General features: G+C 72.8%; 20 protein-coding genes. 18 read left to right on the top strand and 2 right to left on the bottom strand.

The window, feature by feature from the left end; all coding sequences use genetic code 11:
• Window positions 1–2 precede the first annotated feature (2 nt).
• The 11 genes from ABIB16_RS01350 (at window position 3) to ABIB16_RS01300 (ending at window position 9,341) form a co-directional block, all read left to right on the top strand.
• Window positions 3–1,142, top strand: coding sequence for an MraY family glycosyltransferase (locus ABIB16_RS01350; protein WP_036382187.1), 1,140 nt, complete (start codon window positions 3–5; stop codon window positions 1,140–1,142).
• Window positions 1,139–1,573 (top strand): hypothetical protein, encoded by a 435-nt coding sequence (locus ABIB16_RS01345; protein ID WP_036382185.1) that lies wholly within the window; start codon window positions 1,139–1,141, stop codon window positions 1,571–1,573. The genes ABIB16_RS01350 and ABIB16_RS01345 overlap by 4 nt, the downstream gene beginning before the upstream one ends.
• A 231-nt stretch (window positions 1,574–1,804) precedes the next feature.
• Window positions 1,805–2,605, top strand: coding sequence for a F0F1 ATP synthase subunit A (gene atpB, locus ABIB16_RS01340; protein ID WP_036382182.1), 801 nt, complete (start codon window positions 1,805–1,807; stop codon window positions 2,603–2,605).
• 150 nt (window positions 2,606–2,755) lie between these two features.
• Window positions 2,756–2,971, top strand: a complete 216-nt coding sequence (locus tag ABIB16_RS01335) for an ATP synthase subunit C (protein ID WP_002857264.1) — start codon at window positions 2,756–2,758, stop codon at window positions 2,969–2,971.
• Window positions 2,972–3,055: 84 nt separating this feature from the next.
• Complete coding sequence (locus ABIB16_RS01330) at window positions 3,056–3,610, top strand: F0F1 ATP synthase subunit B (RefSeq protein WP_002857262.1); 555 nt, start codon at window positions 3,056–3,058, stop codon at window positions 3,608–3,610.
• Window positions 3,610–4,422 (top strand): F0F1 ATP synthase subunit delta, encoded by an 813-nt coding sequence (locus ABIB16_RS01325; RefSeq protein ID WP_044659210.1) that lies wholly within the window; start codon window positions 3,610–3,612, stop codon window positions 4,420–4,422. Before ABIB16_RS01330 ends, ABIB16_RS01325 begins: the two co-directional genes overlap by 1 nt.
• A 90-nt stretch (window positions 4,423–4,512) precedes the next feature.
• Window positions 4,513–6,147: a F0F1 ATP synthase subunit alpha gene (atpA, locus tag ABIB16_RS01320; protein WP_036334989.1), complete on the top strand. Its 1,635-nt coding sequence runs from the start codon at window positions 4,513–4,515 to the stop codon at window positions 6,145–6,147.
• A gap of 83 nt (window positions 6,148–6,230) precedes the next feature.
• Window positions 6,231–7,124, top strand: coding sequence for a F0F1 ATP synthase subunit gamma (locus tag ABIB16_RS01315; RefSeq protein ID WP_158183659.1), 894 nt, complete (start codon window positions 6,231–6,233; stop codon window positions 7,122–7,124).
• A gap of 53 nt (window positions 7,125–7,177) precedes the next feature.
• A complete protein-coding gene (gene atpD / locus ABIB16_RS01310; RefSeq protein WP_044659202.1) occupies window positions 7,178–8,635 on the top strand; it encodes a F0F1 ATP synthase subunit beta in 1,458 nt (485 codons plus the stop codon).
• Between the two features lie 6 nt (window positions 8,636–8,641).
• Window positions 8,642–8,917: a F0F1 ATP synthase subunit epsilon gene (locus ABIB16_RS01305; RefSeq protein WP_036313044.1), complete on the top strand. Its 276-nt coding sequence runs from the start codon at window positions 8,642–8,644 to the stop codon at window positions 8,915–8,917.
• A gap of 34 nt (window positions 8,918–8,951) precedes the next feature.
• Entirely contained in the window at window positions 8,952–9,341 is a 390-nt protein-coding gene (locus tag ABIB16_RS01300; RefSeq protein ID WP_230259842.1) for a DUF2550 family protein, read from the top strand.
• A gap of 14 nt (window positions 9,342–9,355) precedes the next feature.
• Here ABIB16_RS01300 and nucS read toward each other — a convergent pair whose 3' ends face one another.
• Window positions 9,356–10,051 carry an endonuclease NucS gene (nucS, locus tag ABIB16_RS01295; protein ID WP_002857250.1) on the bottom strand — a complete coding sequence of 232 codons (696 nt, stop codon included), beginning with the start codon at window positions 10,049–10,051 and terminating at the stop codon, window positions 9,356–9,358.
• A gap of 52 nt (window positions 10,052–10,103) precedes the next feature.
• Between nucS and ABIB16_RS01290 the strand changes: the two genes are divergently transcribed.
• Window positions 10,104–10,463, top strand: a complete 360-nt coding sequence (locus ABIB16_RS01290) for an Rv1322 family protein (RefSeq protein WP_036382177.1) — start codon at window positions 10,104–10,106, stop codon at window positions 10,461–10,463.
• Between the two features lie 34 nt (window positions 10,464–10,497).
• On the opposite strand, the gene ABIB16_RS01285 is transcribed toward ABIB16_RS01290, so the two are convergent.
• Window positions 10,498–11,820: an AI-2E family transporter gene (locus tag ABIB16_RS01285; RefSeq protein WP_036382174.1), complete on the bottom strand. Its 1,323-nt coding sequence runs from the start codon at window positions 11,818–11,820 to the stop codon at window positions 10,498–10,500.
• Window positions 11,821–11,945: 125 nt separating this feature from the next.
• On the opposite strand from ABIB16_RS01285, the gene ABIB16_RS01280 reads away from it, so the two are divergent.
• From ABIB16_RS01280 to ABIB16_RS01255, 6 genes are all read left to right on the top strand, one after another.
• Window positions 11,946–12,902 carry a co-chaperone YbbN gene (locus ABIB16_RS01280; protein ID WP_225348405.1) on the top strand — a complete coding sequence of 319 codons (957 nt, stop codon included), beginning with the start codon at window positions 11,946–11,948 and terminating at the stop codon, window positions 12,900–12,902.
• Window positions 12,903–12,966: 64 nt separating this feature from the next.
• The gene (locus ABIB16_RS01275; protein WP_159833047.1) at window positions 12,967–13,791 is read left to right on the top strand and encodes an ABC transporter ATP-binding protein; all 825 of its coding nucleotides are present in this window, start codon (window positions 12,967–12,969) and stop codon (window positions 13,789–13,791) included.
• Window positions 13,782–15,386 (top strand): Tat (twin-arginine translocation) pathway signal sequence, encoded by a 1,605-nt coding sequence (locus ABIB16_RS01270; protein ID WP_159833049.1) that lies wholly within the window; start codon window positions 13,782–13,784, stop codon window positions 15,384–15,386. The genes ABIB16_RS01275 and ABIB16_RS01270 overlap by 10 nt, the downstream gene beginning before the upstream one ends.
• A 23-nt stretch (window positions 15,387–15,409) precedes the next feature.
• Window positions 15,410–15,754, top strand: coding sequence for a DUF3039 domain-containing protein (locus ABIB16_RS01265; RefSeq protein ID WP_010079007.1), 345 nt, complete (start codon window positions 15,410–15,412; stop codon window positions 15,752–15,754).
• Window positions 15,747–17,567 (top strand): DEAD/DEAH box helicase, encoded by a 1,821-nt coding sequence (locus tag ABIB16_RS01260; protein WP_159833051.1) that lies wholly within the window; start codon window positions 15,747–15,749, stop codon window positions 17,565–17,567. The genes ABIB16_RS01265 and ABIB16_RS01260 overlap by 8 nt, the downstream gene beginning before the upstream one ends.
• A gap of 106 nt (window positions 17,568–17,673) precedes the next feature.
• Window positions 17,674–19,623, top strand: a complete 1,950-nt coding sequence (locus ABIB16_RS01255) for a heavy metal translocating P-type ATPase (protein ID WP_159833053.1) — start codon at window positions 17,674–17,676, stop codon at window positions 19,621–19,623.
• Window positions 19,624–19,626 lie beyond the last annotated feature (3 nt).

Raw genomic sequence — 19,626 nt, 5'->3', positions numbered from 1 at the left:
CCATGCGCGCGTATCTCGTCCTGGTCATGGTCACGGCCGTCGCCTGCGGGGCCCTGACGCCCCTCATGCGCCGGCTGGGGCTGGGCGCGCGCGTGTTCACCCCGCTGCGCCAGCGGGATGTGCACCGGCACCCCGTGCCGAAGCTGGGCGGCGTGGCCATGGCCGCGGCCGTGCTGGTGGGATTCGCCGTCGGGGGAGTCGTGCCGTTCCTCCAGGGGATCTACGCGGACGACGCCGCGATGCGCGGGCTCCTGGTCGCCGTCGCCGTCGTGCTCGTCGTGGGCATCGCCGACGACATGTGGGACCTGCGCTGGTGGGTGAAGATGGCCGGCCAGGTGCTGGCCGGACTCGCGGTGGCCCTGGGCGGGATCCGCATCGAGGCGATGCCGGTGGGCTGGATCCCGGTGGGGAACGAGACCACGCAGGTCATCCTCACGGTGTTCGCCGTGGTGCTGACGATGAACGCGATCAACTTCGTGGACGGTCTGGACGGCCTGGCGGCGGGCGTCGCGCTGATCGGCGGCTCGGCCTTCTTCGTCTACTCGTATCTGCTGACGCGGACCATCAACCAGTTCGACTACGCCAACCTCGCCACCCTGCTCATGGCCCTGCTCGTCGGCGCGTGCGTGGGCTTCCTGCCGTGGAACCTGTCCCCGGCCCGCATCTTCATGGGCGAGGTGGGGGCCATGCTCATCGGCCTGCTGATGGCCGCGGCCGCGGTCGCCGTGACCGCCGACGTCAACGCCCTGGACGGGATGCGCTTCCGCAACGTCCCCGCCTACATGCCGATCCTGCTGCCCGTCGCCGTCCTCGCCCTGCCGCTCGCGGACCTCGCCCTGGCCGTGCTGCGGCGCACGGCCAAGGGCACCAGCCCCTTCTCGGCGGACCGCGGGCACCTGCACCACAAGCTCGTGGACGGCGGCTACACCCAGGCGCAGGCCGTCGCGCTGCTCTGGCTCTGGGCGTTCCTCGTGGCATGGGGCGCGGTGTCCCTGAACTTCGTGGACCACATGATCGTCCTGCCCGTGCTCGCCGTGGCCCTGGCCGGAGCCGGCTACCTCACCCTGCATCCGATCGTGGAGCGCCGTCGCGCGGACCGGCACGACGCCGCGGCCCACCCGGACGAGCGGGGGGACGCGTGACCGGGGCGGGCGGCCGCCGACGCCGGCGCCGCTGGGAGAACCGCCGCGGCTGGTGGGGGATCCTCGGGTGGTCCCTGACCGCGGCGGGGGCTGCCCTGGCGATCACGTGCGCCGCGTGGCTGCTCTCCGTCGGCGGGGAGGCGGCCGGGAGCGCCCTGCTGGGCGGCGGCGCGGTGCTCGCGCTCTCGGCGCTCACCGGGGCGACGACGGCACTCGTGTGGGACCGGGCGCGCGAGGCGGCGCTGCCGGTCAGCGTGGGGCTGTTCGTGCTCAAGATCGCGGTGTTCGCGGTGCTGCTGGGGGTCCTGCCCCGCCCCGGCTGGGTCCGGGCGGACGCGGCGGCGATCGCCGCCCTCGTGACGATCCTCGTCTGGCAGGCCGCGGAGGTCCTCGTCTTCGCGCGGACCCGCCGCGGGATCTACACCGACTGACCCGCCCGAGGGGCGAAGACACCGAGCCGGGGGCCATGTCGTGGGCCCCTTCTGCGGTACGGAGCACGGGTCACCGTTTGGTATCGTTGGCGGCGAACACTTCGACGGCGCCCACCTGCCGCCATCCGTGTCTCGCATCGCACCGGTACCCCCGCAATGTCGCGGCGCCCGCCTGTGGTCCGGGGACGAGGCTGCGGTCCCGTCGACTGCATCACTTCGGAGAGGAACCGCGTGCTGACCCTCGTGCTGGCCAACGCATCATTCGTGCCCCCCACCATCTCTGATGGTCACCTCCCGGAGATCTTCCCCTGGGGTGCGGAGTACGGCACCGGCTTCGGCAAGCAGATGCTGCTCGTCCTGCTCTCCGTAGTGCTCATCACCGCCTTCTTCGCGTGGGCCATGCGCCGTCCCCGGCTCGTGCCCGGCAAGGCCCAGTGGCTCGCCGAGTCCGGCTACTCCTTCGTCCGGAACGACATCGCGAAGGACATCCTGGGCGAGAAGAACTTCAAGCAGTGGGTCCCGCTGCTCTTCTCCATCTTCTTCTTCGTGCTGCTGAACAACCTGTTCGGCGCCATCCCGGTGCTGCAGCTGCCGACCTTCTCCCACGCGGGCGCCGCCTACGGCCTGGCCCTCATCGTCTACGCGATCTGGATCGGCGTCGGCATCAAGCGCCACGGCGTGCGCTACCTGAAGCTGGCCGTCGTGCCCTCGGGTGTGCCCGGCTGGATCCTGCCGCTGCTCGTGCCGCTGGAGATCATCTCCAACTTCATCGTGCGCCCGCTGACCCACTCCCTGCGTCTGATGGCCACCATGCTCTCCGGCCACATGATCGTGATGCTCGCCGGCGCCGGTGCCGCCTACCTGATCACGCAGACCGGCAGCCTGGCCCTGCAGGGCACCGGCATCCTGGTCATCCTCGGCTCGGTGGCCCTGTACTTCCTCGAGCTGCTGATCATGTACCTGCAGGCCTTCGTCTTCACGCTGCTGACCGCGATCTACATCCAGGGCGCGATCGACGCGAACGACCACTGATCTTCCGGGGCCGCCTCGGGCACGACCCAGGCGGCCGCGGTACGGCGGGAGAGCCCGCCACCAGTCTTCCCGGCCCTCCGCAGGAGGACCACCCGGGAGGCCGACCCTCCACAACCCGGCCGGACACCTCGGCCTCGTGAAAGGAACACCATGGAACTGCACGGTTCGCTCAACATGATCGGCTACGGCCTCGCCGCCATCGGCTCCGCCATCGGCGTGGGCCTGATCTTCGCCGCCTACATCAACGGCGTCGCCCGTCAGCCGGAGGCCCAGCGCATCCTGCAGCCGATCGCCCTCCTGGGCTTCGCGCTCGCCGAGGCCCTCGCCATCCTGGGCCTCGTCTTCGCCTTCGTCATCGGCGCCTGACGCGCCGCGTCCACGGAGCGCCCGCACGGTGAGACCGTCGGTGCTCCCTCTCCACAGGACTCTTGACCGAAGGATGGTTGAAACATGATCAGCAACGGACTGATCCTCGCGGCGGCTGAGGGGGCCAACCCCCTGATCCCCAACCCGTGGGAGATCCTCGTCGTCGTGGTGGGCTTCGCCCTGCTCATGTTCATCGTCATCAAGTTCATCGTCCCGACCCTCGAGAAGTCCTACCAGGACCGTGTCGAGGCGATCGAGGGCGGTCTGGCCAAGGCTGAGAAGGCCCAGGCCGAGGCGAACGCGATGATGGCGGACTACGAGTCGCAGCTGGCGGACGCCCGCACCGAGGCGAACCGCATCCGCGAGGATGCCCGCACCGAGGCCGCCGAGATCGTGGCCGAGGCGCGCGAGCGCGCGACCGCCGAGGCGACGCGCATCTCCGAGCAGGCGCAGGCGCAGATCGCCGCCGAGCGTCAGCAGGCCGCCGCGCAGCTCAAGGGCGAGGTCGGCTCGCTGGCCACGACCCTGGCCGGCAAGATCGTGGGCGAGTCCCTCGAGGACGACGCCCGCTCGCAGCGCGTGGTCGACCGCTTCCTGGCTGACCTGGACCGTCACCAGAGCGCAGGTGTCGCCGAATGATGACGGGCGCATCGAGGGACTCCCTGGCCGCCTCCCTGGAGGCCGTCGGTCCGGTGCTGGACGAGGGCGGCGTGGCCCTGGCACGCGAGCTGTTCGGCGCGCTGGACGTGGTGGACGAGCACGGCGCGCTGCGCCGCGCCCTGACCGACCCCGCCTGGACCACCGAGCGCCGTCACGGCCTCGTCGACTCGCTGTTCGGCGCCCGGGTGACCCCCGGTGCACTGCAGGTCCTGAAGGACCTGGCCGGCCGCCGCTGGTCGGCGGAGCGCGATCTCGGGGACGCCCTCGAGACGGTGGCCGCGCACGCGGCCGCCGCGGAGGCCGCACGCGGCGGACACGCGGGCCTGGCCGCCCTCTCGGGCGAGCTGCTGGCCTTCAACCGCACGGTGGAGGACTCGCACGAGGTGCAGCGGGCGCTCACCGATCAGCACGCACCCCTCGAGGCACGGGCCGCTCTGGCCGGTCGTCTCCTGGGCGAGTCGGCCAGCCCGGCCGGCCGACTGCTGGTCGAGCGCGCCGTCTCGGCCCCGCGCGGCCTGAAGCCGTCGGCCGCCGTCCGCAAGGCCGCGGACGTCGTCGCCGAGCGGCAGCGCCAGTGGATCGCCGAGGTGACCGTGGCCCGGCCGCTCGAGGCCGAGCAGCAGGAGCGGCTGGCCCTGGGCCTGCGCCGCGCCTTCGGCCGCGATCTCGTCATGGACGTGACGGTGGACCCCCACGTGGTGGGCGGCATCCGCGTCCAGGTCGGCGACGACGTCGTCGACGGGTCCATGGCCTCGCGCCTCCACGACCTCCAGCGGCGGATGGCCGGCTGACGCCGGCTCCCGCCCGCATCCGGAACACCCACGAACGTAAGCATCATCGTCACGTCGATGATCACCAAGCACAGAGAGCAGGGACTGCAGATGGCCGAATTGACCATCAACGCTGACGATGTCCGCAATGCCTTGAATGATTTCGCGGCATCGTACGAACCGTCGGGCACCGATCGCACCGAGGTCGGCCGTGTCATCTCCGCGGCGGACGGCATCGCTCGTGTGGAGGGTCTGCCCTCCGTCATGGCGAACGAGCTGCTGCGCTTCGAGAACGGCATCCAGGGCCTGGCCCAGAACCTCGACACCCGCGAGATCGGTGTCGTCGTCCTCGGCGAGTTCCAGGAGATCCGCGAGGGCATGGAGGTGCAGCGCACCGGCGAGATCCTCTCCGTTCCGGTGGGCGACGCCTTCCTGGGCCGCGTGGTGGACCCACTGGGCCAGCCCATCGACGACCTGGGCCCGATCGAGGCCGAGGGCCGCCGTGCCCTCGAGCTGCAGGCGCCGACCGTGACCGAGCGCAAGTCGGTCCACGAGCCGCTGCAGACCGGCATGAAGGCCATCGACGCCATGATCCCGATCGGCCGTGGCCAGCGTCAGCTGATCATCGGTGACCGCCAGACCGGCAAGACCGCGATCGCCGTCGACACGATCCTCAACCAGAAGGCCAACTGGGAGTCGGGCGACGTCGAGAAGCAGGTCCGCTGCGTCTACGTGGCCGTGGGCCAGAAGGCCTCCACCATCGCCGGCGTCCGCGCCACGCTGGAGGAGCACGGCGCCCTGGAGTACACCACCATCGTGGCCTCCCCGGCGTCCGACCCGGCCGGCTTCAAGTACCTCGCCCCCTACGCCGGCTCGGCCATCGGCCAGCACTGGATGTACGGCGGCAAGCACGTGCTGATCATCTTCGATGACCTGTCGAAGCAGGCCGAGGCCTACCGCGCCGTCTCCCTGCTGCTGCGCCGCCCGCCGGGCCGCGAGGCCTACCCGGGCGACGTCTTCTACCTGCACTCCCGGCTCCTCGAGCGCTGCGCCAAGCTCTCGGACGAGATGGGCGCAGGCTCGATGACCGGCCTGCCGATCATCGAGACCAAGGCGAACGACGTGTCGGCCTACATCCCGACCAACGTCATCTCCATCACCGACGGCCAGATCTTCCTGCAGTCGGACCTGTTCAACGCCAACCAGCGTCCTGCCGTGGACGTGGGCATCTCGGTGTCCCGCGTGGGCGGCGCCGCCCAGGTCAAGGCCATGAAGAAGGTCTCCGGCACGCTGAAGCTGGACCTGGCGCAGTACCGCGACCAGCAGGCGTTCTCCATGTTCGCCTCCGACCTGGACCCGGCCACCCGCCGCCAGCTCGCCCGCGGTGAGCGCCTCATGGAGCTGCTCAAGCAGCCGCAGTACTCGCCCTACCCGGTCGAGGAGCAGGTCGTGTCCATCTGGGCCGGCTCCAAGGGCCACCTCGACGAGGTGCCGGTGCAGGACGTGCTGCGCTTCGAGCGCGAGTTCATCGACCACCTGCGTCGCCACACCTCCGTCCTGACCGACATCGCCTCCACCGGCAAGCTCGAGGACGGCACCGTGTCCGCGCTCGAGTCGGCCGTCGCCGAGTTCTCCAAGGGCTTCCAGTCCTCCGAGGACGGCGGCGTGCAGGCCGGCCACGAGGAGCACCGCGCGATCGAGCAGGACCAGGTCGCGCAGGAGCAGATCACCAAGCAGAAGCGCTGACCGCCGGTCGGTGAGGGAGCGGTCCGGCGTCGGACCCCACGGGGACGACGCCGGGCCGCCCTCCCGCCAGGGAAAGGACCACCATGGGAGCCCAGATCCGGGTCTACCGTCAGAAGATCGCGTCGACGTCGTCGATGAAGAAGATCTTCAAGGCGATGGAGCTGATCGCCACGTCTCGCATCACCAAGGCACGTGAGCGCGTCAGCGCGTCGCTGCCCTACGCGAACGCGATCACCCGCGCCGTCTCGGCCGTGTCGAGCCAGCACGACATCGATCATGTCCTCACCACGGAGCCCGAGAACCCGACCCGGGCGGCCGTGCTCATCATGTCCTCGGACCGCGGCCTCGCCGGTGCGTACTCCGCGAACGTGCTGCGCAAGGCCGAGCAGCTCCTCGCCCGCCTCGGCGAGGAGGGCAAGGACGTGGACGTGTACGTCGTCGGCCGCAAGGCGCAGACGTACTTCGACTTCCGCGGCCGCGGCTACAGGAAGCTGTGGACCGGTCAGACGGACGCCCCCGTCGCCGAGCGCGCCGCCGAGATCGGCGAGGTGCTCGTGGACGCGTTCCTCACGGACACGGCGGACGGCGGCGTGGACGAGATCCACGTCGTGTTCACCGAGTTCGTCTCGCTCGTGAAGCAGAACCCCCACGTGGTGCGTCTGCTGCCCCTCGAGGTCGTCGAGGAGGAGGCCGCCACCGCCGAGGACGTGCTGCCGCTCTACGAGTACGAGCCGGACGCGGAGGAGGTCCTCGACGCGCTGCTGCCCAAGTACATCGAGTCGCGCATCTTCAACGCGATGCTGCAGTCGGCGGCCTCGGAGCTCGCCAACCGTCAGCGCGCCATGAAGTCGGCGGGCGACAACGCCACGAGCCTCATCAAGGACTACACCCTCCTGATGAACAACGCCCGTCAGGCCGAGATCACCCAGGAGCTCACCGAGCTCATCGCGGGCGCGGACGCGCTCAACAACTCCTGAGCCCGTTCGGGACTCACCAGACTCGCCATCCACACACGATAGAAGTGAGAGAGATGACTGCCACCATCACTGACCAGGGCACCGGGACCCCCACCGGCGGTGCCACCGGACGCGTGTCACGCGTCATCGGCCCCGTGATCGACGCCGAGTTCCCGGCCAACGCGATGCCGGAGATCTACAACGCGCTGACCACCGAGATCGACCTCAACGGCCAGCGCCGCACGGTCACCTTCGAGGTCGCCCAGCACCTCGGCGACAACATGGTCCGCGCCATCTCCCTGCAGTCCACCGACGGCCTGGTGCGCGGCACCGACGTCGTGGACACCGGCGCCCCCATCTCGGTGCCGGTCGGCGACGCCGTGAAGGGCCACATCTTCAACGTGCTCGGCGAGACCCTGGACATGCCCGCCTCGCAGCTGCAGGCCGAGGACCGCTGGCCGATCCACCGCCCGGCCCCGAACTTCGCGTCCCTCGAGGGCTCCACCGAGATGCTGGAGACCGGCATCAAGGTCATCGACCTGCTGACCCCCTACATCAAGGGCGGCAAGATCGGCCTGTTCGGCGGCGCCGGCGTGGGCAAGACCGTGCTCATCCAGGAGATGATCACCCGTGTGGCCCGCAACTTCGGCGGCACCTCCGTGTTCGCCGGCGTCGGCGAGCGCACCCGTGAGGGCAACGACCTCTGGGTCGAGATGGACGAGGCGGACGTCCTGAAGGACACCGCCCTCGTGTTCGGCCAGATGGACGAGCCGCCGGGCACGCGTCTGCGTGTGGCCCTGTCCGCGCTGACCATGGCGGAGTACTTCCGCGATGTGCAGAACCAGGACGTGCTGCTGTTCATCGACAACATCTTCCGCTTCTCGCAGGCCGGTTCCGAGGTCTCCACGCTGCTGGGCCGCATGCCCTCCGCCGTGGGCTACCAGCCGAACCTGGCGGACGAGATGGGTGTGCTCCAGGAGCGCATCACCTCGACCCGCGGCCACTCCATCACCTCGATGCAGGCCGTGTACGTCCCCGCGGACGACTACACCGACCCGGCCCCGGCCAACGTGTTCGCGCACCTGGACGCGACCACCAACCTGACCCGTGACCTCGCGTCCCGTGGCCTGTACCCGGCCGTGGACCCGCTGGCCTCGACCTCGCGCATCCTCGACCCGCAGTACGTGGGCCAGGACCACTACGACGTGGCCATCCGCGTGAAGCAGATCCTGCAGAAGAACAAGGAGCTGCAGGACATCATCGCGATCCTCGGTGTGGACGAGCTCTCCGAGGAGGACAAGATCACCGTGGGCCGCGCCCGCAAGATCGAGCAGTTCCTCTCGCAGAACACCTACACCGCCAAGCAGTTCACCGGCGTCGAGGGCTCCACCGTGCCGGTCAAGGACACCGTCGAGGGCTTCAAGGCCATCGCCGACGGCGACCTGGACCACGTCGCGGAGCAGGCCTTCTACAACGTGGGCGGCCTGGACGACGTCGAGCGCGAGTGGGCCAAGATCCAGGCCGAGGGCTGATCGATCATGGCTGAGCTCAACGTCGAGATCGTCTCCGAGGAGCGGTCCATCTGGTCGGGCGCCGCGTCGGCCGTGTCGGCGCGCACCGTCAACGGTGAGATCGGCATCCTCCCGGGCCACACCCCGATGCTCGCCGTCCTCGGCGACGGCGAGGTCGTGGTGCGGACCACGGACGGCGGCACCGTCACCGCGCAGGCCCGCGGCGGCTTCTTCTCCGTGGACCACGACCGTGTCGTGATCGCCGCGACGTCCGCCCGGCTGGGCGACGCCGCGGCGGCCTGACGCGGCGCGGCAGGACCTGACGGTGGAGGGCCCGGTGCTCATCGCCTCGGCGACCGTGGTGGCAGTCATCGTGCTGTCGGCACTCGCCCTGGTGATGCGGCGCCGGGCCCTCGCCCGTGTCACGGCCGCCTTCCCTGCGGTCCTGGAGCGGGAGGGCCCGGGGCGTGAGCGTGTGATCGGCGTGTACGACGAGTCCCGCCTGCGCCTCACCGGGGGCTGGCGCCTCTCGCGAGAGCGCTGGAGCGCGGACCGGAGCCGCCTGCAGATCGACCGCCTCCCGGCGGACGAGGCCGGCCGGGCCGTCCTGGAGCTGAGCGCCGGCACACGTCCGGTGCGCGTCGTCGTCGACCCCGACGACGCCGGCGCCCTGCGCGCCTGGAGCGAGGCGGGGCCGTCCGCGGCGTCGTCCTTCTGGCGCCGCTGAGCCCGCCCGGCGCCTCAGAACAGGCGGGACTCGGCGTCGTCCACGCCGCGCATCGCGTCGTAGTCGAGGGTGACGCAGCGGATGCCGCGGTCCTCGGCGAGGGTGCGGGCCTGGGGCTTGATCTGCTGGGCCGCGAACACGCCGCGCACGGGCGCCAGGAGCGGGTCCCGGTTCATCAGCTCGAGGTAGCGGGTGAGCTGCTCGACCCCGTCGATGTCCCCACGGCGCTTGAGCTCGACCGCCACGGTGCCGCCGTCGGCGTCGCGGGCCAGGATGTCCACGGGGCCGATCGCCGTCATGTACTCGCGGCGCACGAGGGTGTGGCCGTCGCCGAGCAGGCTGATCTGCTCGGCCAGCAGACGCTGCAGATCCGCCTCCACGCCGTCCTTGACGAGGCCGGGGTCCACGCCGAGCTCGTGGGAGTCGTCCGCCAGGACCTCCTCGATGAGCACGATGAGTCGGTCGTCGGACTTCTTGGCCTGCACGCGCCAGACCTGCGTCACCCCCTGGTCGGCCTGATCGGGGGAGGGCTCCTCCACGTGCAGGGTCGCGGGCGGCGACATCCAGTTGAGGGGCTTGTAGGAACCGCCGTCGGAGTGCACCAGCACCGAGCCGTCCGCCTTCACCATGAGCAGGCGGGTGGCGGTGGGCAGGTGGGCGTTCAGGCGGCCCTCATAGGTCACGGAGCAGCGGGCAATGACGAGTCGCACCGGTCCATCCTAGGCGGACCGTGCCCACCCGCTCGTGTGTCAGCATGGGGACATGCCCCGTTCGAACCGTCCCCGCCGCTCGTCCGCGCCTCGGCGGAGCGAGCGCGGGGCCTCCGGCGTCTCCCGGCGGTCCCGGCCGTCGCCGGGGCGGTCCGACCCGCTCGAGGAGCTCCTCGGCCTGGACGCGGGCTACTCGCGCCAGTCCGGGTCCGACGGCGGCTGGCACGTCCGGCAGATCCCCGCGTGGCGCGCGGTGAAGGACTACACGTGCCCCGGCTGCGGCCGGGTGATCCGGCAGGGCCAGGCGCACCTCGTGGCCTGGCGCGCCGACTGGATCATGGGGGACGAGGACGCGGGAGCGGACCGGCGGCACTGGCACCCGGTGTGCTGGCGCACCCGCCCGAGCCGCTGACCGCGACGGTCCGGGCCGCGCCGCCGTCGTGGGCCTACCGGGCGTCCTGACGGGGGATGAAGACCTCGCGGACCAGCAGCAGCAGCGCGGCGGCGAGCGGGATCGCCATGAGGGCGCCGAGGACGCCCAGCAGCGCGCCTCCGGCGATCACCGCGATCACGGCCACGGCCGCCGGCACGGACACCGCGCGCGCCATGACGCGCGGCGAGATGACGTAGGCCTCGATCTGCAGATAGACGAAGTAGATGGCCGCGAACACGGCGGCGGTCTGCCACGACGTCAGCAGGCTCACGAGGGTCAGCAGCGTGCCGCCGATCGCGGCGCCCACCAGCGGGATGAACGCCATGAAGGCGGCGATCGCGGCGAGCAGGACGGCGAAGGGGGCGCCGGCGATGGCCAGCGCCGTGAACGCCACCGCGCCGTTGAGGGCGGCCACGAAGGACTGGCCCATCACGTAGTGGCCGACCGAGGAGGTGATCTGCTCGGACAGCGCCTCGATCCGGGGCCGGCGCGAGCGCGGTGCGAGCCGGTAGGCCCAGTACTTCATGTGCGGCAGGGAGGAGAGGAAGTACAGCGTCAGCACGACCACCACGAGCACCGAGAAGACGGCGTTCAGCACGGTCTGGCCGAAGCCGAGGAGCCCGCCGAACAGGTCGGTGACGGCGACGCCGTCGGCGGCGAGGCGCTCGGTCTGGGCGCGAACGGCCTCCTGGAGGTGGAACTCCTCGTCGAGCTGCACGAACCACTCGGCGGTCATCACCCCGTCGATGATGGCCGGCAGGTCCTGGACCAGCTGCGTGGACTGCTCGATCACCGTGGGGACCAGGAGGGCGACGAACGCCCCGGCCACGGCGGCCAGGCCGAGCGCGGCCGTGAGCACGCCGACCCAGCGGGGCGCGCCCCAGGACTCGACCCGGCGCACCAGCGGATCCAGGCCCAGGGCGATGAACAGGGCCGCGGCGATCCACACGATGAGCTGTCCGTTCGTGCGCAGCACCGAGACGACGCCGATGGCCAGGGCCACGCCGACTGCGAGCAGGAAGCCGGTCAGCCCGGGGGACTCGACGGCCACGGCCGCGACCGCCGGATCCTCGGCGCCGTCGACGGGGACCGACTCGGGGTCCACCCGGTCCTCCTCGAGGAAGGGTCGGCGCCGCCGCAGGACGGAGCCCAGGCGGGGCAGTCGACGACGCCCGGCGGGCGTCGGCCCGTGCGACGGCGGCGCGGCGGCCACCCCGACCGGCTCCACGGGGATGCCGGCCACGGGCGGCTGCTCGGTGCCCTCGGGCTCGGCCGGGGCGCGGACGTCGGCGACGCCGGCGGCGTCCGGGCCGGATGCGGTCTCCTTCTCCTCCACGCGCTCAGCGTACGTCAGGGCCCCGGCCTGACCGCGCCACGCCGGGGAGGCTACCGTGGGGCGCAGTGACAACGCCTCTCGCGCCGGCGACGGGGCGGACCCGGACCGGAAGGATCGTGACCGACGTGACCGCCCAGCCCCCCTCCGACGCCCCGTCCCACCTGCGCGGCGCCGTCGACCTGTCCTCGCTCGGCACCCCGGCCCCGGCCGGGCGGACCGCGCCGGGGGCCGACGCCGGCGCCGGCGGCGGCTCGTGGGTGATCGCGGACGCCGACCAGGGTCTGCTGCAGCAGCTGGTCCAGCTCTCCGCCCAGGTGCCGGTGCTGCTGCACCTGCACGTGCCCGGGGACGCGGCGAGCGAGGCGCTCTACCGGCAGTTCGCGGACGCGGTCGACGCCCAGGCGGGACGGCTCGTGCTCGCGCGTCTGGACGTGGCGAAGGAGCCCGCCGTGCTGCAGGCGCTCGGCCTGGGGGCCGGCCCCGCGGTCATGGCCGTGGTGGCGGGGCAGCCGGTGCCGCTGGTCAATCAGGAGGTGCCGGAGGAGACGCTGCGCCAGCTCATGGGGGAGATCCTCGAGGTGGCCCGTCAGAACGGCGTCGCCGGCACCGTGCCCCCCGTCGCCCCGGCGCGCCAGGACGCCGACGCCGCGGCCGCGGAGGCTCCGCCCGTGCCGCCGCTGCACCGGGCCGCCCATGAGGCCCTCGCCGCCGACGACCTGCCCGGGGCCGTCTCGGCGTGGGAGGCGGCGCTGGCCGACAGCCCCGCGGACGCCGTGGCCCAGCAGGGCCTGTCCGCGGCCCGCCTCATGCTGCGCACCCGTGACGCCGACGCTGCGGCGGTGCGCGCGGCCGCCGCGGACGGCCCGGACGACGTCGCCGCCCAGCTCGCCGTCGCCGACCTGGACGTGCTCGGCGGCCACGTGGAGGACGCCTTCGCCCGGCTCGTGCGGTTCATCGCCCTCCACCCCGGCGACGACCGCGAGACGGCACGCGCCCACCTCGTGGACCTCTACACCGTGGTGGGCACGGACGATCCCCGTGTTCAGGCCTCGCGGCGTCGGCTGGCCGCAGCGCTGTTCTGAGGGACCCACGGTTCATCCCTGAGGAGGACGCCGTGTCCGCCTGACGGTGGGTAACGTCCCAGGCATGACTCCGCATGCGCCCGAGCCTGCCCCCGCCCACCTGGCGGCCGCCGCCCGTCGTCGCGCGGTGGACGCCCCCGATCCGGACCTCGCCCTCGTCACGCGCGGGCTGACCCAGCGGTTCGGGGACAAGCTGGCGCTCGACGCGCTGGACCTGGACGTCCCGGCCGGATCGTTCTTCGGGGTGGTCGGGCCCAACGGGGCGGGCAAGACCACCGCCCTGTCCATGGCCACCGGGCTGCTGCGCCCGGACCACGGCCGCGCCTGGATCCACGGCGTCGACGTGTGGGAGCAGCCCCTCGAGGCCAAGCGACGGGTCGGCGTGCTCGCCGACGGCGTGCGCACCTTCGACCGCCTCACGGGCGCGCAGCTCGTGACCTACGCCGGGCTGCTGCACGGGCTCGACGCGGACACCGTGGCCGAGCGGACCACGGACCTGCTGCGGGTGATGGACCTGGAGGACGCCGGCCACAAGCTCGTCGCCGACTACTCCGCCGGCATGACCAAGAAGGTGTCCCTGGCGGCCGCCATGGTCCACGCCCCGGACCTGCTCGTCCTGGACGAGCCGTTCGAGGCCGTGGACCCGGTCTCCGCCGCGAACATCCGGGACATCCTGCACTCGTACGTGGAGCGGGGCGGCACCGTGATCGTCTCGAGCCACGTGATGGACCTCGTCCAGCGCATGTGCACCCACGTCGCCGTGATCGCGGCCGGGACGCTGCGGGCCGCCGGCACGCTCGAGGAGGTCCGGGACGGGCGCGACCTCGAGGACCGCTTCGTGGACCTCGTCGGCGGCCGCCACGGCTCGGCGGGGCTGACATGGCTCTGACGCTCGTCCGACTGCGCTGGACGCTGACCCTGAACCAGTGGCGGCGGTCCCCGTTCACCCTGGTGATGAGCGTGCTCGGCGCGCTGTACGTGCTCGGCATGGCCGCCGTGGCGGTGACGCTGCTCGTCACGGGCCTGCCCGCCCTGCCGGACGAGGCCCGCGGCGCCACGACCGTGCTGGCCGCCGCCGTCGTGGTGCTCGCCTGGCTCGTCATCCCGCCGTTCGTCACGGGCGTGGACGCCACCCTCGACCCGCACAGCTTCGTGCTCTTCCCCGTCCCGGCCCGCACCCTCATCGCCGGTCTGGTCCTGAGCGCCTTCACGACGCCGGTCGGGCTCGCCACGCTGGCCGTGCTGGTGGGCCTGGGGGCCAGCTGGTGGGACCGGCCGGCCGCGCTGGCAGCGGGCCTGGCCGGGGGCGCGATCACCGCGGTGACCGCCGTGGCGATCGGCTCCGGCCTCGCCGGCCTCCTGGCCGCCTACGCGAGCCGGCGTCGGGTGCGGGACGTCGTCTCCGTCCTGCTGTTCATCCCGCTCATGCTCGGCGGCCTCGCCCTCTCGCGGGCCGTCGCGTCGTTCGAGGACTTCCTGGCGATCGCGCCCCAGATCGCCCGCGGCGCGGCGTGGACCCCGTTCGGGGCGGGCCCCGCCGCGGCGTGGGCGGCCGCCGAGGGCCGCGGCGCCGCCGTCGCGCTCCACCTCGCGGTGGCGGCCGCCTGGTGCCTGGCCGCCCTGGCCCTGTGGCACCTGGCCGTGCGCCGCACCGTGGAGCCGGTGGCCGTGGGCGGCGGTCGGTCCCGCCGCGTCGCCGCGGGAGCGGACCCGACGCCGCTGCGCTGGCTGGGCCGACCGGCCACGGGCCCGCGCACCGCGATCGCGGCCCGCGCCCAGCGCTACTGGCTGGCCGACCCGCGGTACGCGGCCGGGCTCATCATCATCCCGCTCATGGCCGTCCTGCTGTGGTTCACCGGGGGCATGGCCGGGGAGGGGGGCCCCGGACTGGGCCTGCTGCTGGTCCTCGGGCCGATCACCGCCTGGTCCCTGGCCTACTCGATCTCCGCGGACATCGCCTACGACCACACGGCGTTCCACCTGCACGTCGTCTCGGGCGTGCGGGGCGTGGACGACCGCTGGGGCCGGGTCCTGGGCCTGGCGGGCTGGGGCGTGCCGATGATCCTGCTCGTGACGACGGCGACGGTGGCGGCGGCGGCGGGTGACTGGTCCCTGCTGGCGCCGATGCTGGGCCTGGCCCTCGGCCTGTTCGGGACGACCGCCGGGCTGTCCGCGTTCGTCTCCGCCCGCTTCGTCTACCCGGTCCCGAAGCCGGGGGACAGCCCGTTCGCGACGCCGCAGGGCGCGGCCATGCGCACGATGCTCGTCCAGGGCGCCGCGATGCTGGTCAGCCTGGCGCTCGCGGTGCCGTTCCTGGTGCCCTTCGTGGTCCGGCTCATCACCGGGGCCGCCGTGTGGGGGTGGGTGACGGTGGCGCTCGGGCTCGCGTGGGGCGCTGTCGCGCTGTGGCTGGGCGTGCGCCTGGGGGCGCGCTGGTACGACCGCGCGCAGGCCGAGACCTACCAGGCCGTGGCCGCCTTCTGAGGGGCGCGGCTAGACTGGCCCGCATGAGTGTGACCGGCGAACCCGACCTGAACGACCCCTTCGCGCCCGCCGGCGGCGGCACGTCCGTCCTCGAGCGTGAGGAGCTGCGCCAGGAGATCGAGCCGGGCGACCACGAGCGCTTCGCCCACTACGTCCGCAAGGAGAAGATCACGGAGTCCGCCGTCACCGGTGCCCCCGTGATCGCCCTGTGCGGCAAGGTGTGGGTGCCGGGCCGGGACCCGAACAAGTTCCCCGTGTGCCCCACGTGCAAGGAGATCTACGAGGGCCTGCGCGAGCCGCAGGACGGCGGCGACGGCGACGGCGGCGGCAAGCGCGGTGGCTGGTTCGGAGGCCGCGGCCGTGGCTGACGGCCGCTCCCTGACGAGCGGCACCCCGGACGGCAGCGTCCAGCACGACCTGTTCCACATCGGCGAGGACCTTCCCCCCGCCATGCCCGAGCGCGCGGCGTGGGGGACGGCCCCCAAGCTGCGCCAGTGGCAGCAGGAGGCGCTGGAGCGCTATCTCGAGAGCGCGCCGCAGGACTTCCTGACGGTCGCGACCCCCGGCGCGGGCAAGACCACGTTCGCGTTGCGCGTGGCCAAGATCCTCCTGGACTCCGGCGTCGTGCAGCGGCTGACCGTCGTCGCGCCCACGGACCACCTCAAGCGCCAGTGGGCGGACAACGCCGCGCGCGTGGGCATCGCCATCGACCCGAACTTCAAGAACGCCGACGGGCGGCACGGCGCCGAGTACCGCGGGGTGGCGCTGACGTACGCCCAGGTGGCGAACAAGCCCGTCCTGCACCGCAACCGCACCGAGGCCGCCAAGACGCTGGTGATCCTGGACGAGATCCACCACGGAGGCGACGCCCTGAGCTGGGGCGAGGGCATCCGTGAGGCGTTCGAGCCGGCCACGCGGCGTCTGTCCCTGACCGGCACCCCGTTCCGCTCGGACACCGCCTCCATCCCCTTCGTCCGCTACGAACTCGGTGCGGACGGCATCGAGCGGTCGAAGGCGGACTACACGTACGGCTACGGCCCGGCGCTGCGGGACCACGTGGTGCGCCCGGTGATCTTCATGGCCTACTCCGGGCAGATGCGCTGGAAGACCTCCACCGGCGAGGTCATGGAGGCTCAGCTCGGCGAGGCCGCCACGAAGGACATCACCGCCTCCGCCTGGCGCACCGCGCTGGACCCGGCGGGCGAGTGGATCCCGTCCGTGCTGCGCGCGGCCGACCGGCGGCTCAGCGAGGTGCGCCGCAACGTGCCCGACGCCGGCGGCCTCGTGATCGCGACGGACCACCAGGACGCGCGCGCGTACGCCGCGCAGCTCGAGGCGCTGACCGGCCAGCGGCCGGCCGTGATCCTCTCGGACGACAAGGGCGCCTCGGATCGCATCGAGGAGTTCGCCGCGTCGGACGAGCGGTGGATGGTGGCGGTGCGCATGGTGTCCGAGGGCGTGGACGTGCCCCGCCTGTGCGTGGGCGTGTACGCCACGTCCACATCCACGCCCCTGTTCTTCGCCCAGGCCGTGGGCCGCTTCGTGCGCTCCCGCCGGCGTGGGGAGACCGCCTCGGTGTTCCTGCCGTCCGTGCCCGCGCTCATGCTGCTGGCCAACGAGATGGAGCTCGAGCGGGACCACGCGCTGGACCGCAAGGAGGGCGCCGTCGAGGTCGAGGACCTCGAGGACGCCCCCGAGGAGGACCTCATCGCGGAGGCCAACCGGGCCGAGAGCGGCTCGGACGCGCTGACGCGGGAGAAGTTCGAGGCCCTCGAGTCCCGGGCGAGCTTCGACAAGGTGCTCTTCGACGGCGGCGAGTTCGGCCTCGGCGGCGCCGTCGGCTCGGAGGAGGAGCAGGACTTCCTCGGCATCCCGGGCCTGCTGGACGCCGAGCAGGTCTCCGCCCTGCTGCGGCAGCGGCAGGCCGAGCAGATCCAGCGCCGGCCGCGTGCGCAGGCGGCCGAGCCCGCCGACGTCGTGGACCACCGGCGGATGAAGGAGCTGCGCTCCGAGCTGTCCAAGACGGTGTCCGCCTGGGCGGCCCGTTCCGGCCAGCCGCACGGGGTGATCCACAACCGCCTGCGGGAGATCTCCGGCGGCCCCGCCGTGGCCCAGGCCTCCCGCGAGCAGCTGGAGAAGCGGCTGAGCACCCTGCGCGGGTGGTTCGTCGGCCGGACCTGAGGTCCGTCGGGAGCGCGGCGGGCGCTCGCGGGCTGAGGTTCGCCTCCCCTGGCTGGCACCCGGCACGGGGACGGGCTGGAATGGGGGCACGATGTCAGGAGTCGCCATGCCCGTGTCCGCCCCGTCCCCGTCGTCGTCGCGCCCCGCCGTCCTCGGGTTCGCCGCGCGGTACCCGTGGGTGCTCGCGACACTGGTCGTCGTCGCCCTCACCCTCGGCCTGCACCTGGCGGGGGCGGAGGATCCCGCGCGCTGGATCGCCTCGGCGTACGCCCTGGTGGTGGCCGCGTGGACCTCGGTCGGCATGGTCAGGGACCTCATGCGCGGGCACTGGGGTGTGGACGTCCTCGCCGTCACCGCGATCGTCGCCACCGTGCTCGTGGGGGAGCACCTCGCCGCCGTGCTCGTCTGCCTGATGCTCACCGGCGGGGAGGCCCTCGAGGACTACGCGGCCGGCCGCGCCCGGCGGGATCTGTCCGCCCTGCTGGACCGCGCCCCGCAGCGCGCGCACCGACTGCGCCCGGACGGCTCCGTGGAGGACGTGCCGGTGGAGGAGGTGCGTCCCGGTGACCGGCTCCTGGTGCGTCCCGCCGAGGTGCTTCCCGTGGACGGCACCGTGGCCTCCGCCGAGGACGGCGGGGAGGTCGCCGTGGACCTGGACGAGTCCTCCCTGACCGGCGAGTCCCTGCCCGTCACGCACCGCACCGGCTCGGCCGTGATGTCCGGCGCGCTCAACGGCACCCGCGCCTTCGTGCTCGAGGCGACCGCCTCCGCGGCCGACTCGCAGTACGCGGCCATCGTCTCCCTCGTGCAGCAGGCGGCCGAGTCCCGCGCCCCCATGGTGCGCCTGGCCGACCGCTACGCCGTGCCGTTCACCGCCGTCGCCTACCTGATCGCCGGCCTGGCCTGGTGGCTGTCCCAGGACCCGGTCCGCTTCGCCGAGGTGCTCGTGGTGGCCACGCCATGCCCGCTGCTCATCGCCGCTCCGGTGGCCTTCCTCGGCGGCATGTCCCGCGCCGCCACGTCCGGGGTGATCGTGAAGTCCGGCGGGACCATCGAGGCCCTCGGCTCCGTGCAGACCGTGGGCTTCGACAAGACCGGCACCCTCACCGCCGGCCGCCCCGAGCTGGTCGGCGTGCGCCCGGCCGCCGGCTTCGCCCAGGACGAGCTGCTGCGCCTGGCCGCCTCCGCCGAGCAGTACTCCGTGCACGTGCTCGCCGACGCCATCCGCGCGGCGGCCGAGGAGCGCGGGCTGTCCCTGGCGACCGCGCAGGATGCCACGGAGGAGGCCACCCACGGCGTCGTCGCGGTGCTGGAGGGGCGCCGCGTCGTCGTCGGCAAGCGCGCCTACGTCACGCAGGCCGCCCCGGACACCGTCACCGCCGACCTCGCCCCCGGTCAGTCGGCCGTCTACGTGGCCGTGGACGGCGCCTTCGCCGGCGTCCTGCTGCTGGCCGACCGCATCCGCCCCGAGTCCGCCGCCACCGTGCAGGCGCTCCACCGCCTCGGCGCACGCCGGGTCCTCATGCTCACCGGCGACGCCGAGGCCACCGGACGGCACATCGCCGGTGAGGCGGGCATCGACGAGGTCCACGCGGACCTGCTGCCCGCGGACAAGGTCCGCCTGCTCTCCGAGCGCCCTGAGCGCCCGGTGATGATGGTCGGCGACGGCGTCAACGACGTCCCCGTGCTCGCCGCCGCGGACGTGGGCGTGGCCATGGGCGCCCGCGGCTCGACCGCCGCCTCCGAGTCCGCCGACGTGGTGGTGCTCGCCGACGACGTCTCCAAGGTCGCCGTCGCCGTGGCCGCCGGCCAGCGCACCCTGCAGGTGGCCACGCAGTCGATCTGGGTCGGCATCGCGCTCTCCCTGGTCCTGATGGTCATCGCCGCCACGGGCGCCATCCCGGCTCTGGTCGGCGCGCTGTTCCAGGAGCTCGTGGACGTCGTGGCCATCGTCAACGCGCTGCGCGCCATGAAGCCCGGCCCGCACGAGGCCGAGCGGCTCGGCGATCTCACCGCCGCCCCCGCCCGGGGGGAGCGGCAGGCCGTGTCGGCCTGAGCG

Origin of the sequence: Micrococcus sp. UYEF5 (assembly GCF_040546065.1) — a bacterium.
GTDB lineage: Bacteria > Actinomycetota > Actinomycetes > Actinomycetales > Micrococcaceae > Micrococcus > Micrococcus luteus.
The sequence above is the reverse complement of the archived record's forward strand: the minus strand, read 5'-3'. Positions and strand labels throughout refer to the sequence as shown.